Source organism: Metalysinibacillus jejuensis, from assembly GCF_003057615.1.
Classification (GTDB): Bacteria; Bacillota; Bacilli; order Bacillales_A; family Planococcaceae; genus Metalysinibacillus; species Metalysinibacillus jejuensis.
On the sequence record NZ_QAFW01000008.1, the window covers coordinates 1 to 13242 of the forward strand.

Consider the following 13242-nt stretch of genomic DNA (forward strand, 5'->3'; position numbering starts at 1 on the left):
GCAATGAGATGCCCTTATCTTGAGGATTGTTCAAAGCAGAAATGAATTGCGAACGGTACATCACTCAAGAATCCCACCCGTACATCGCAAGGTGAAGGGCTTGCGGCTTTAGCCGTGGGAGTCTCAACTACTACTTCCTCGATATTTTTAGTAATCATCGGCTGAATCGAGCGCATATAGCATAAGTCTTGTCTGGTCAGCTCAATAATATCTAGCTGTAGGCCATAATCGCCACCGTTAACAAAAATACCAACGTCTGCGTGCTCTAATTGCAGTCTAGAAGGACTAGCCTTCTTTTTCTTCATAAACACCTGAATCCACCTCTTCTTTATTAATGGCATTTTTATAATACTATTCTACTACAATTTATACAATACCACATTCATTACTCAAACATCTACTACAACCTTTTATGTTTCAATTTTCTAATAAAATACACACTTTATTCAAATAAAGCCCTATGTATGTACTATGTTTTACCATAACAGAATAACATCGCGTGTTGTGGTTATGCATGCGTTGTATAAACGGTAGTGAAAAAGTAATAAAAAAGAGTGAGAACAAAGTAGTTTGTTCTCACCCGAATTTTAGTAACCATGATCTAATCGGTATAATCGTTGGTAGCGTTCATTCGTTTGCATAAGCGTCTCATGCGTGCCGAGCATTGCAATCTGTCCATCGTCCATAAACAATACGCGGTCCATTTGTTCAATCGCTGTTAAATGGTGCGTAATCCAAATGACCGTTTTGCCTTCAAGCGAACGCAGCATATCTTCCATTAACTCACGCTCTGTAATAGGATCTAGCCCAACCGTTGGCTCATCGAGAATAACGATCGGTGTATCTTTTACTAAAATACGTGCGAGCGCAATACGTTGGCGCTCACCGCCTGAAAAGCGTTGACCGGTTTCTTCCATTTGCGTTTTGAGTTGCTTAGGCAGCGTTGCAATATAGTCTTGTAAACCGACGCGCGCGATCACATCTTCAATGGTTGCTGTTGTAGCGTCTTGGCGACCGAGACGAATGTTATTTTCGACTGTCGTCGCAAATAAATACGGCTTTTGGTTAAGCACACTAGCGATGTCATAAATTGCTTCACCAATCTGTGCTGCGGGTGTATCACCAATCGTCACTTGCCCTGCTGTCGGTGCTAAGTTACCGAGCAACAGCTGCATTAGCGTCGATTTACCTGCACCACTTTTACCGAGAATGGCGATTTTTTCGCCTGGTGCAATCGTTAACGATACATCTTGTACTGCATCGGTATCGCTTGACGGGTAGCGGTAGCTAACATTCGTAAATTGAATGGCCGTGCCGTTCGGTGTTACAGCAGGTTTTTCCGGCGCTGTATTTTGGCTATGAATGCCGTCAATACGCTTTAGCGATTCCTCGTAAACCGGTATGCGTTCTACCGCATGTGAAATCGGAATAATGCCTTCTACAATCGGCATAGCCGCTAAGGTGAAGGCGGCAATATACGTTGGCAAAATAGCCCCGCTTTGTGCGGTAAGCCCTGCCCATAGCCCGACAATAATGACGATAACACCCGTAATGACCTGCAGCTGAAAGGCGCGGTCTTGGTGCCAGTAGTCGAGTTTACTTTCGGCTTGATCGCTCGCTTGTGCTTGCGTAATGAAGCGGTCGGTAAACACTTTTTTGCGGCCGCTAATTAACCAATCTTGCACGCCAAAAATCGCATCGGTAAAATCACGATAAAGTGCACTATGTTGTTGTTTCGCCGCGGTTTGGTATTTTTTCAAGCGGTATAGTGACCATAGTGGGTACACAAAAGCGATGATACTTAATAGGAAGAACAATACGAGCGCAAACGGTACACTTACTGCCGCAACCCCACCTACCGCAAATAATAAAACGAATAAACCGATAAGTGTTGGGAAGACCGTACGAATGTAGACGTCTTGTAAATGTTCGATATCATCAGCTAATGCGCCGAGTAAATCACCTGTCGTAAATCGCTCACGAATAAATAGCGCTTGTGGCTCTAGCGCGTGGTAAAGTTTCACACGCATATCGGCTAACACTTTTAACACCGCATTATGCCCAATAAGGCGCTCGACATAACGAAATACTGCGCGTGAAATACCAAAGGTGCGCACCGCTACAATCGGTACATAAACGAGTAAAATCGTTTCAGGACGCTGTGACGTACGCGTAATTAAATAACCGGATACAAACGACAGCATCGCTGCTGATAATAGCGCAAGCGTACCCATTAACACGGTAACGCCCATCACTTTATAATATTTTTTAAGGTACGGTACAATATACGTTTTTGCGTAACTCATGCGCTCACTCCTCGCTGTGCATTACGTAAGGCAACATAAGCACCGTTTTTCGCTAGTAATTCGTCATGCGTGCCTTGTTCGACAATTTGACCTTGATCGAGCACGACGATGTAATCCATCGTTTGCATCCAGTGCAAGCGATGCGTAGCGAAAAATACAATTTTATCGTCAAGCATTGGCTCAATAATCGTTTTAATCTCATGTTCGGTTTCGATATCTAAATGCGCAGTTGGCTCATCAAATAATAAGATGGGTTGCTGTTGCAAAAGCGTACGCGCTAAAGCGATACGTTGTTCCTCACCGCCACTTAACACGCGACCACCTTGTCCGATTGGTTCGTTAAACCCTTGCGGAAACTGCTCAATTAACGCAAGTAAGCCGACTTGTTGTGCCGCTTGTCGCACCGCTTCATCCGTCGCTTGCGGAGCATAAAAGCGAATATTTTCTTGCACGCTCGCCGAAAAAATGGTCGGGTGCTGCGGAATATAAGAAATTTGTCGACGCCACGCATCTTGCGTTAACGTAGCTTGCACTTTATCTAGCGTAATCGTACCGCTCGTATTAACAAAGCCCGCTAACGCTTGAATTAGCGTTGACTTACCTGCACCTGAACTGCCGACAATGCCGACTTTAATCGGTCCAGTAAGCGTTAAATTAATATGCGATAAAATGTTGCGGTCATCACCTTCTACCGAAACGTCTTGTAACGCGAGTGTCGTCTGTGCGGTAACCGCTGGGATAGCGCTTTCACTTTTAGCGACAGGTGTGGCTAAAATCGCCCGAATTTCATTGCCCGCGTCTTGCCCGTCTACCGTGGCGTGGAAGTCATTACCAAGCTCTCGCACAGGCGTAAAGTACTCAGGTGCTAACACTAACACAGCAAGTGCCATCTCAAGCCCTACCGTACCGTTAATTAAACGAAAACCTAATTCAACGGCTACAATGGCTACGGATAAACTCGCAAAGAAATCGAGTGCGAATGAAGATAAAAACGCATAGCGCAGCGCACGGTTCGTGGCGATGCGGTATTTGTTGCTGACGGTATCAATCGCTTTTTCGTGCGATTTACTGCGCCCTAAATATTTTAACGTTACTAAACCGCGCAAAGAATCGACAAAATGGCGCGATAGTAAACGATACGTTTCCATTTGATCATCGATACGACGCTTTGACACGATACCGATTAAAATTAAAAATAAAATTAACACAGGTAGTACGACGACTAAAATGACGCCTGATAAAATATCTTTTGTAAAAATAAATAACACGACAACAGCCGGTATAACGGCCATCGCTGTCACACGTGGAATAAATAACTCTAAATACTTACGAAATTTAGGAATGCCTTCTAGCGTTAAGGTAATTAAATTACCTGAGCCGTGCTGCCCTACTGCTTGCGGGCCAAGCTCAAAAATTTGTTCGACTAATTGTTCTCGAAATGCATGTGCCGTACGTTCAGCAAAACGATAGCTCACGCGCTCCTTTGCCCACTGCAAAGTATGTCTAATGACATGTGCAAGGAAAAAAAGAGCAAATGACACGGAAACGTCAGTAAATGACGCCCCGTGAAACATTTGCGTAATCGCTTTTGCTAAAAATAAGGCTTGCGTAATAATCGCGATTGTTTGTGCTACTGTCAGCACACCAACGATTGCGAGTACACGTTTACTGCCATCATATTGCAAAAGGTTTTTATCCATTAATAGCCTACTTCCTCTCGGTCACCTGTAATACGTTTGCGGAAGATGTAGTACGTCCACGCTGTATAAGCTAATACAATCGGAACCATCGTAATCGCGACATACGTCATAATTTTTAATGAGTAGTCACCTGATGCAGCTACATATACCGAGATATTATTTGCGACATCTGTCGAGCTAATTAATACGTTCGGGAATAGTCCTACAAAGAAGCTTGATACTGTAATTACAAACAGTAAGCCTGTCATTGTAAAGCTCAGCCCCTCTTTTTGTTTGGTCATAAAGAAGAATAATACGACATAAAGTAATGCGGCTACCGCAAACATCGGAATAATAAAGCTACCAAGCTTGCCTTCTGTTGCCGTTGTTTCTGTTACGGTCATTACCATAAAGGCGATCAGTAATACACCTGTTGCCGCGTACACTTTTTTCGCTTGTGCGTGTGCACGTGCACGAATATCGTCCACTGTTTTTAAGGTAATAAAGAATAAACCGTGTAAATAAGATAAGGCTACAAATAGTAAACCACCAATAACTGTATAAACGTTAACGATGTCGCCAAAGAAACTAGCGGTAATGTTCATGTCACCGTCAATTGGTAAGCCGCGTAACATACTTGTAAATAATACGCCGACTAAAAATGGTGGCAAAATACTACCGGTAAGTAGCGCTGCGTCCCATGTGGCGTGCCAAGCTTTTGACTCGCCTTTTTCGCGGAACTCAAACGATACACCGCGCACAATTAATGCGAGTAATAAGAGTACAAAAGGTAAGTAATACCCACTAAATACAGAAGCATACCAGTGTGGGAAGGCCGCAAACATCGCGCCCCCCGCTGTAATTAACCATACTTCGTTAGCGTCCCATACTGGCCCAATCGTTTTAATTAACACTTCTTTTTCATGCGCATTTTTCGCTAAAAAGCGTGTGCTCATACCTACGCCAAAGTCAAAGCCTTCTAAAAACATAAATCCTACGAATAATACACCAATGAGTAAAAACCAAAATTCACTTAGTGCCATTAGTGAGCGCCTCCTGTCTCAAATGGGTCAGTAGCCGAAACGTCTTCCTCTTTTGGCTCTTCTGGACCGCGTTTAATGACTTTAAGGAATAACAGAACCATAATGATACCTAAAATTGTGTAAATCACAGAGAATGCAATCAGCGAGAATAAAATTTGACCTGCTGATACGTTCGGTGATACGGCTGTTTCTGTTAACATTAATCCGTTAACTACCCATGGTTGACGACCGATTTCTGACATGATCCAACCGAATGAGTTAGCGATGTACGGAATGAAAATCGATGCGATTAACGCTTTTAACATCCAAGGTTTTGCGTCGATTTTTTTGCGCCATGATAACAGTAAACCAAGACCTGCAATGACGATTAGTAAACCGCCAGTACCCGCCATAATACGGAAACTCCAGAATACCGTTTTAACCGGTGGGATGTATGAGCCCTCACCATGCTCTTCAATTAATTTAGCTTCTAATGTATCCATACCCTCAACTTTACCTGAGAACTCACTATACGCTAAATAACTTAATAAATAAGGAATATCGACACGCGCTGTTGTTTCGCGGTTTTCGACATCGATGTTACCGAATAATGTCCATGCTGCTGGGTCGCCACTATCTTCCCATAGGGCTTCAGCTGCCGCCATTTTCATTGGTTGTGCGTGCATTAAATACGTTGCTTGTGAGTGACCTGAAAAAGCAATAGCCACTGACGCTAATAAACCAACGATTAAGCTTACGTTTAATGAACGTTTATATAAGGTAAGATCACGTTTCTTTAAAATGTTCCATGCGCTGACACCTGCAATGAAGAATGCGCCTGTCGCAAGGCTTGCGAAAATCGTATGTGGGAATGCTACCCATAATTTTTCGTTTGATAATAAAGCAACGACGTCATTCATTTCCGCACGACCATTTTGCAATGTATACCCCACTGGGTTTTGCATAAATGAGTTAGCGACTAAAATCCAAAACGCCGATAAAATTGTACCGATAGATACTAACCAAATGGACATTAAGTGAATGCCTTTTGGTACTTTGTTCCAACCAAAAATCCAAATTCCGATAAATGTTGATTCTAGGAAGAACGCGAGTAATGCTTCGACTGCAAGTGGTGCCCCAAAAATATCACCTACAAATCGTGAATACTCCGACCAGTTCATACCAAATTGGAACTCTTGAATAATACCTGTTACAACGCCGACAGCGAAGTTAATTAGGAAGAATATCCCCCAGAACTTCGTCATCTTCAAATATACTTCATCTTTCTTTACAACGTACATTGTCTGCATTACCGCAATCATAAAGGCTAACCCTATTGATAGTGGAACGAAGATAAAGTGAAACAATGTTGTTGAAGCAAATTGAAGTCTTGCTAATAATACTTCTTCCATTTTATAAAAGCTCCTTTCGCTTTTCCCTCAGCTCTATTCTTATGTTACGCTTTTTTTTATCAAAAATCGTGAACTTTGTGCGAAGTACCTGTTACAAAGCTGTTACATCAAGGGTTTTTTGTGATAAATCCGACACATTCAGCGTTTACACAATGGACACATTTCACTATTACCTCCTTTTTTCATTCCATTAAATTCCTAAACACTAGAAGTTAAGGCATAATAAAAAAGGAGTACACCACTAAAAATTTAGCAGTGACTCCTTGGGTCAGTCGTTTAATTCATTATCAATACGGGCCAAAAAATCGCCAATTTTCTCATTACGGATGACACTGCTCGCAATATGATCATATGGTGTTTCTTCCTCGTTTACTATCACAAGTTTAGCACCGTACTTGTAAGCAAGTAAAGGAAATTGATTCGCAGGTGACACCGTTAGGGACGAGCCGAGCACGATAAACAAGTCCGCCGATTCACTTTTCTTGACAGCCTGTGTTATAACACCATCGTCTAAAAGCTCACCGAACAATATAACAGATGGACGTAAAACACCACCACATTCGCAGTAATATGCGCGTTTTTCGTACATTATGTTATCATATTCCTTTTGGCAATTTTGGCAGTGTACTTTGCCTAATGTGCCGTGCAACTCTAAAACATCTGATGAATTGGCTGCCGTATGAAAGCCGTCAACATTTTGTGTAATTATTGTGTCCACGATGCCAGCCGCTTGCCACTTGGCTAAAATATGGTGACCTTTATGTGGTTTATGGCCACGTACACCTTGGACGCGCGTGCGATAAAACTTAAAAAATTGCTCAGACTTTTCGTTGAGCGCGTTAATAGAAGCCACGCGTGCCGGGCTTTCCGTTTGCCATACACCTTGGTCGGAGCGAAAATCTGGCAAGCCACTTTCTGTAGACATACCCGCCCCGGTAAAAATGACGATGCATTTCGCTTCTTTCATTAACTCTACTACCATTTTATGTACCTCCATGTAAAAAACGTTGTAGTTTGGCTTTATGCTCAGGCTCACAAACGACCGTAATTTCGTCGTCTTGTTGAAAGACGAAGTTAGGACCGGGCGAAATATACGCCTTACCTGCCCGTGTGACAGATAGGATGGTAGCGTTCGTATGACGCCAAAACTGCGTCGAAGCTACGGTTTTGTTGATAATACCTGAATCTTCGGTCAATATAAACCGAAAGACGTCTTTTGAGTTGTATTGCTCTAGCCCCATTGCATATTCCATATACATATCTAAATACAAATTTAACTCTTTTTCAATCGCTTGTTTTTGTTGCTGCAATTGGGTGATGCGTTCGCGGATTTCTTGAAAGTTTTGCTTCGTGCGGTAGCGTTGTAAAAAAGCATAGGCTTGCTCACGTGACTCAATATAAATGCCACTTTTATCATATACTTTTACGACGCCCATCTCACTTAGTAAGCTCGTCGCACGGCGCACCGTCTCTGGTGATACCCCGTACTGACCAGCGAGCGTTGAGCGCCCACGCACCTTCTCACCTATGGCAAACTCACCGCGGTAAATGCGTTCGGCAACATCCATAGCAATTTTGACATATCGTGGTGCAGTCATCTCGACCTTCCTTTCTTATCCAACTAGCAACTTAATTATAGCATATAGGTTGCTAGTGAGAAAATTTTTCCCTTTTCGCGTAATATCATAGTATAATCAAACAAAAAAAGGCGGTGGTCGAGCATGGCACTTAATCCGTTAGTCGTCGCTTATGAGAAAGACGGCGTAACTCATTATAAAATGAAGACGTACGATATTACGGTAAAAGCCCACCAATCTACAGGCATTGTGCCGGTTACGACGTATTGGATTGGCGAAGAAGATGTGACGAGCGCAGTGCTAAAACTGCGCTTAAGCCCACAATCCCCAACGACGTATGTCGACGATTATGAGGCATGGCAAAGCATGGTGTTTACGAAAGAACAGCAGGCCATTCAAGCGCTCTACGAATTTGCGAGCATGGCACCCACCTTTAAAAAGCCGCTCGCCAAAAAACTATGGCCGGTGCTGTTTGCGCTGTTATTGTTAGCGCCGATAATTTTAGTTGCACTCTTGACACGTTAGCGGATTTCGGGCATTCTAGTATAAAGCGTGTTAAAGACTAGTACGTAACAACGGTTTGTTAAGAGAGCGATATTCACCGGCTGCAAGGTATCGTACAAACCCCTACCGAACCTACTTTAACGTTAAGCCCTACTCATACTAGGCGCGGTCTCGGCGTTATAGAGCTCAAGTGGAGTCAATGGACTCAATTTAGGTGGTACCACGGAGATAACCTTCTTCGTCCTAGTTATAGGGCGAGGCGGGTTTTTTGTTGTAGAAAGGAATGATGTACGATGAAACGTATCGTCGTTAAGATTGGCAGTAGTTCACTAACCAACGCCAAAGGTGAGCTCGATTACGCCCAAATCGATGATCATGTCGCAGCGATTGCGACGTTAAAACAAGCGGGCTACGAAGTGTTGCTCGTGTCATCAGGCGCAGTAGCGGCAGGTTTTCATAAGCTCGGCTATCCGACGCGCCCGGTGACGGTAAAAGGTAAGCAAGCAGCGGCGGCTGTAGGGCAAGGCTTATTAATTCAGTCTTACCACGAACGCTTTGCGCACTTTGGCATCACACCAGCGCAAGTATTGTTAACGCGCACGGACTTTTTAAGCAAAACACGCTACAAAAATGCTTATGCGACGTTTGAAGTGTTGCTTGAGCGCGGCATTATACCAATCATTAACGAAAATGATACCGTATCTGTCGAAGAATTGACATTTGGCGATAATGATATGTTATCGGCGCTCGTAAGTGGCTTAGTGCACGCGGACCAATGCATTATTTTAACGGACATTAACGGCTTATATACCGCCAATCCCGCAAAAGATAAAAACGCGACGCATATTCCGCGCTTACAAGCGATTACCGACGAAATGCTCGGCTATGCAGACGGTGCAAGCTCCGCTGTAGGTACAGGTGGAATGACGTCAAAACTGCTCGCAGCAAAACGCGCGTTAGAAGCGGGTGTTAAAGTGTTTATAGGGCGTGGGCAAGGCGCACATAAATTGTTAGAAATTTTAGACGGCTTAGGCGACGGCACGTATATCGAGCACGACGACTTAACGTTTATGAACAATACGAAGCAGTGGATTACCCTAGCCGAACCAAAAGGCAAGCTCGTGATTGATGCGGGTGCAGAACACGCCTTAATGCATAGCGGTAAAAGCTTACTCCCTGCAGGCATTAAACAGTTTAGCGGCAACTTTACACGCCATGATGTCGTAGAAGTACACGGCGAACAAGGTTTACTTGGACGCGGTGAGATTTTATATACACCGAGCGAGCTAAGCGTAGCGCTTGGTAAACATACGGATGAAATTGATAACTACCCGATTGAGGTCATTCACCGCAATCGCTGGGTAGCCCAAGAACAGGAGGAAGTACAATGACAAATGAAGTCGTACAAAAAGGACAATTAGCGAAAAAAGCAAGTTATGTGATGAACACAAAATCAACTGAAAAGAAAAATGATGCACTTTTATTAATCGCAGCGCAGCTTGAACAAGATAGCGCCTATTTAATAGAAGAAAACAAAAAAGATTTAAGCGACGGCGAGGCAAAGGGCTTAGACGCTTCAGTGCTCGACCGCATTTTATTAAACGAGGCGCGCGTGCAAGCGATGGCAGATGCCATTCGTTTACTCGTAAAGCTACCTGATCCTGTCGGCGAAGTAGTAGAAGAAATGACGAAGGATAACGGCATGCATATTACGAAAAAACGCGTACCGCTTGGTGTTATTGGCATGATTTATGAAGCGCGTCCTAACGTGACGATCGATGCGGCAACACTCGCGTTAAAAACCGGCAATGCGGTAATTTTACGCGGTAGCTCTTCTGCCAAACACTCTAATATGGCACTCGTTACCTCGATTCATAAGGCGTTAGCACAGAGCGACCTACCTGTAGACGCGGTGCAATTAATTGAAGATACGCGTCGCGAAACGGCAGCTCACTTATTTAATTTAACCGAATATTTGGATGTTTTAATTCCACGTGGCGGCAAAGGCTTAATTGATTTAGTCGTGCGCGAATCAACGGTACCTGTACTTGAAACAGGCGCAGGTAACTGCCATGTGTATGTGGAGGATAGCGCGGAGCTAACGATGGCTAAAAACATTACACAGAACGCTAAAACGCAGCGCCCATCGGTATGTAATGCGATGGAAAGCTTAGTCGTACAACGCGGCTTTATGGCAAAACACGGCGCAGCACTACTGCAAAACTTAGCGGATGCGGGCGTAACGATTATCGGCGATAGCGAGGCGTGCGCGGTATTCCCTGATGCAATCGCTGCAACGGCAGAAGACTTTGCGACGGAGTATTTAGATTTAACGGTTAGTGTGCAAACGGTAGCGGATGTGTACGAAGCGGTAGACATTATTAACCGCAATAGCACGCACCACTCAGAAGCGATTGTGACAGAAGATAAACAAGCGGCAGCTGTCTTTTTAAACAATGTCGATTCTGCGGCGGTCTACCATAATGTGACAACGCGCTTCACAGATGGCTTTGAATTTGGCTACGGCGCCGAAATCGGCATTAGTACGCAAAAACTGCATGCCCGCGGCCCAATGGGACTCCCTGCTTTAACGACAACGAAATATGTGATTACGGGCAATGGACAAATCAGAAGTTAAAGTTGAGAAAGGCGTTTAGCTCCGATGGGCATTGGAACTTTTGGGCTGAACGTGCTTTTTACGTTCAGACACAAAAGTGAAATGACACAAGGAGCTGCCTTTCGAAACTGGATAACACCCGCTCCCGCAGAAAGCTGTCTGCAATCACTCTCTCAGAAGGATGCTTGCAATCACTTTCTCAAGAAGGATGTCTTCACTCATTCTCTCAGTAGGATGCTTGCACTCACTCTCTCAGAAGGATGCCTGCACTCGAATAAATGTTGAGAGACGCGTTTATCTGCGACACGCGCTGGAGTCTTTAAATGTCAAAATACCTGTTCAGCTTCAGCAGTGTTGGAAAGCAGACACGGAAAGCGTTCTTTGCTTTCTAGTGGCTGGTTGAAACAATGCGAGAAGCTAGGTGTTTTGACTGGCTATTTAAGGAGGAAACGTTTTTTGTTTCCGCTCGAAAAGACGAAGCGACGCGAGCAGATGCGGCTCGAAACTGGATGGCGAAATTAAAGTTGAGCAAAGCGTTCAACGACGTAGGCACTGGAACACGTGAAGGAAAGGCGTTCTTTGCCTTTGCCTGAACGGGTGAAGTGACCAAGTCGTTGCTTTGCGAAACTGGATAACAAATTGAATGTTGAGAGGGCTTGGTCAGCTTCATAGGATGTTGGAGGGCAAGCGACGAAAGCGTTCTTTGCTTTCTGTTGATTGACCGAAACAGCCAAAGAAGCTAGCCCTCGAAACTGGATAACGAAATTAATGTGGAGAAAGGCGTTTAGTTGCGCTGGCACTGGAGGGCGTTCGAGAAAGACGTTCTTTGTCTTTCTACGAGCGACCGAAGTGACCAAGCAACTGCCTTTCGAAACTGGATAACACTCACTTTCTCAAAAAGCCTCCCCCTGCCTCACATCCCCCAAAGCACGTTACGCCTTAGCGCCTAACGTGCTATTTTTATAAGAATTTTCTGATTTCTATGCGCAAACAGGAAAATATTTGGTATAGTAGAAACACTTTAGTTTAGTAAAGGGGTGACGCAATTGAACGTATCAGCTATGCTTAAGCTTACGGTAGCGATGGCGATATTTGGATCTATCGGCTTTTTTACCGTACATACCGGCATTCCTGCCATTGAACTCGTCTTTATTCGCTGCATTTGCGCTACGTTATTTCTAGGAGTTGTATGGTGGCTAACAGGTGGACATAAAACCGAGCGTTGGTCAAAAAAAGAAGTGTTACGCACGCTTGTCTGCGGCGTATTTATCGTACTCAATTGGGTATTTTTATTTAAAGCATTTGAAGAAATGGCAATTTCGATTGCGATTTCGATCTATAATTTAGCACCTGTGTTTGTGCTCATTTTAGGCACATTATTTCTCGGCGAAAAAATGACCATACGTGCAGTGCTTGCCATTATCGCTTGTTTTTTAGGCAGCATTTTTATTGTGGGCATCGATAATTTTTCGTCCGTACAGGATTTATTTTCGTCAGGCTTTGGCTGGGCCATGTTGTCAGCTGTGTTTTATGCGCTAACGGTGTTTACGAGTAAAACGATTACTGAGCTAAGCGCCTATGCCCTCACCTTTACTCAGACGATTGTCGGCATGGTTATCCTTGCACCATTTGTTGATTTTACGCTGTTTACAGGGCTTTCGACAAGCAACTGGCTGTATATTTTAGGCACAGGCTTTATTCATACAGGTTTTGTATTTTACTTATTTTTTGATAGCGTACGCGAACTACCGACGCTTATCGTTTCGGTATTAACGTTTGTTGACCCTGTCGTAGCTATTGCCCTTGATGTTATCCTACTAGGGTTTTCGCCGACGACGTGGCAATTGTTTGGCATTGCGCTCATTTTTGGTGGTATTATTTATAGTTTGTACCATCCACCACAACAGGTAAAAGTATTAAATTAAGGCAGTTTTCGTAAAATTTATTATTTTGTAGAAAAAAAGGCGGTGTGTATAATAATGTTTGTAATGTGGTTGATCGTACCCCTTATAGGCGTCTTATGGTTTTTAAATCTTACGTCATTTCTAAAAAACTTAGTAAATGGCAAAAGCACTCATAACCAAACGATATTGGGTGCCGTCTTAACCTTTATTTTGATAGCTGC

11 protein-coding genes are annotated in these 13242 nt (G+C 43.7%); 4 read left to right on the forward strand and 7 right to left on the reverse strand.

Going from position 1 to position 13242, the window contains the following annotated elements; genetic code table 11:
• Positions 1-14: 14 nt before the first annotated feature.
• The 7 genes from DDE80_RS04270 to DDE80_RS04300 all read right to left on the reverse strand — a co-directional run bounded on the left by DDE80_RS04270 (position 15) and on the right by DDE80_RS04300 (position 8017).
• Positions 15-305: a hypothetical protein gene (locus tag DDE80_RS04270; protein WP_153060865.1), complete on the reverse strand. Its 291-nt coding sequence runs from the start codon at positions 303-305 to the stop codon at positions 15-17.
• A gap of 282 nt (positions 306-587) precedes the next feature.
• A complete protein-coding gene (gene cydC, locus DDE80_RS04275) occupies positions 588-2306 on the reverse strand; it encodes a thiol reductant ABC exporter subunit CydC (RefSeq protein WP_108306451.1) in 1719 nt (572 codons plus the stop codon).
• A complete protein-coding gene (gene cydD / locus DDE80_RS04280) occupies positions 2303-4006 on the reverse strand; it encodes a thiol reductant ABC exporter subunit CydD (RefSeq protein WP_108306452.1) in 1704 nt (567 codons plus the stop codon). Before cydD ends, cydC begins: the two co-directional genes overlap by 4 nt.
• Positions 4006-5028, reverse strand: a complete 1023-nt coding sequence (cydB, locus tag DDE80_RS04285) for a cytochrome d ubiquinol oxidase subunit II (protein WP_108306453.1) — start codon at positions 5026-5028, stop codon at positions 4006-4008. The genes cydD and cydB overlap by 1 nt, the downstream gene beginning before the upstream one ends.
• A complete protein-coding gene (locus DDE80_RS04290) occupies positions 5028-6419 on the reverse strand; it encodes a cytochrome ubiquinol oxidase subunit I (RefSeq protein ID WP_108306454.1) in 1392 nt (463 codons plus the stop codon). The genes cydB and DDE80_RS04290 overlap by 1 nt, the downstream gene beginning before the upstream one ends.
• Positions 6420-6687: 268 nt before the next feature.
• Positions 6688-7401 carry an NAD-dependent deacylase gene (locus DDE80_RS04295; protein WP_108306455.1) on the reverse strand — a complete coding sequence of 238 codons (714 nt, stop codon included), beginning with the start codon at positions 7399-7401 and terminating at the stop codon, positions 6688-6690.
• 1 nt (position 7402) lies between these two features.
• A complete protein-coding gene (locus DDE80_RS04300; RefSeq protein WP_108306456.1) occupies positions 7403-8017 on the reverse strand; it encodes a GntR family transcriptional regulator in 615 nt (204 codons plus the stop codon).
• 123 nt (positions 8018-8140) lie between these two features.
• Between DDE80_RS04300 and DDE80_RS04305 the strand changes: the two genes are divergently transcribed.
• From DDE80_RS04305 to DDE80_RS04325, 4 genes are all read left to right on the forward strand, one after another.
• Entirely contained in the window at positions 8141-8521 is a 381-nt protein-coding gene (locus DDE80_RS04305) for a sodium:proton antiporter (protein ID WP_108306457.1), read from the forward strand.
• A 272-nt stretch (positions 8522-8793) separates the two neighbouring features.
• A complete protein-coding gene (gene proB / locus DDE80_RS04310; RefSeq protein WP_108306458.1) occupies positions 8794-9891 on the forward strand; it encodes a glutamate 5-kinase in 1098 nt (365 codons plus the stop codon).
• On the forward strand, positions 9888-11138 hold the full coding sequence (locus DDE80_RS04315; protein WP_108306459.1) for a glutamate-5-semialdehyde dehydrogenase: 1251 nt from the start codon (positions 9888-9890) through the stop codon (positions 11136-11138). The genes proB and DDE80_RS04315 overlap by 4 nt, the downstream gene beginning before the upstream one ends.
• 1025 nt (positions 11139-12163) lie before the next feature.
• Positions 12164-13042, forward strand: a complete 879-nt coding sequence (locus DDE80_RS04325) for a DMT family transporter (protein ID WP_108306461.1) — start codon at positions 12164-12166, stop codon at positions 13040-13042.
• Positions 13043-13242 lie beyond the last annotated feature (200 nt).

Excerpts from the sequence above, each read along its gene's own strand:
- DDE80_RS04295 (WP_108306455.1), bottom strand. The coding sequence starts at position 7,401 with ATGGTAGTAGAGTTAATGAAAGAAGCGAAATGCATCGTCATTTTTACC.
- DDE80_RS04290 (WP_108306454.1), bottom strand. The coding sequence starts at position 6,419 with ATGGAAGAAGTATTATTAGCAAGACTTCAATTTGCTTCAACAACATTG.
- DDE80_RS04315 (WP_108306459.1), top strand. The coding sequence starts at position 9,888 with ATGACAAATGAAGTCGTACAAAAAGGACAATTAGCGAAAAAAGCAAGT.
- cydD (WP_108306452.1), bottom strand. The coding sequence starts at position 4,006 with ATGGATAAAAACCTTTTGCAATATGATGGCAGTAAACGTGTACTCGCA.
- DDE80_RS04270 (WP_153060865.1), bottom strand. The coding sequence starts at position 305 with ATGAAGAAAAAGAAGGCTAGTCCTTCTAGACTGCAATTAGAGCACGCA.
- cydB (WP_108306453.1), bottom strand. The coding sequence starts at position 5,028 with ATGGCACTAAGTGAATTTTGGTTTTTACTCATTGGTGTATTATTCGTA.
- cydC (WP_108306451.1), bottom strand. The coding sequence starts at position 2,306 with ATGAGTTACGCAAAAACGTATATTGTACCGTACCTTAAAAAATATTAT.
- proB (WP_108306458.1), top strand. The coding sequence starts at position 8,794 with ATGAAACGTATCGTCGTTAAGATTGGCAGTAGTTCACTAACCAACGCC.
- DDE80_RS04300 (WP_108306456.1), bottom strand. The coding sequence starts at position 8,017 with ATGACTGCACCACGATATGTCAAAATTGCTATGGATGTTGCCGAACGC.
- DDE80_RS04305 (WP_108306457.1), top strand. The coding sequence starts at position 8,141 with ATGGCACTTAATCCGTTAGTCGTCGCTTATGAGAAAGACGGCGTAACT.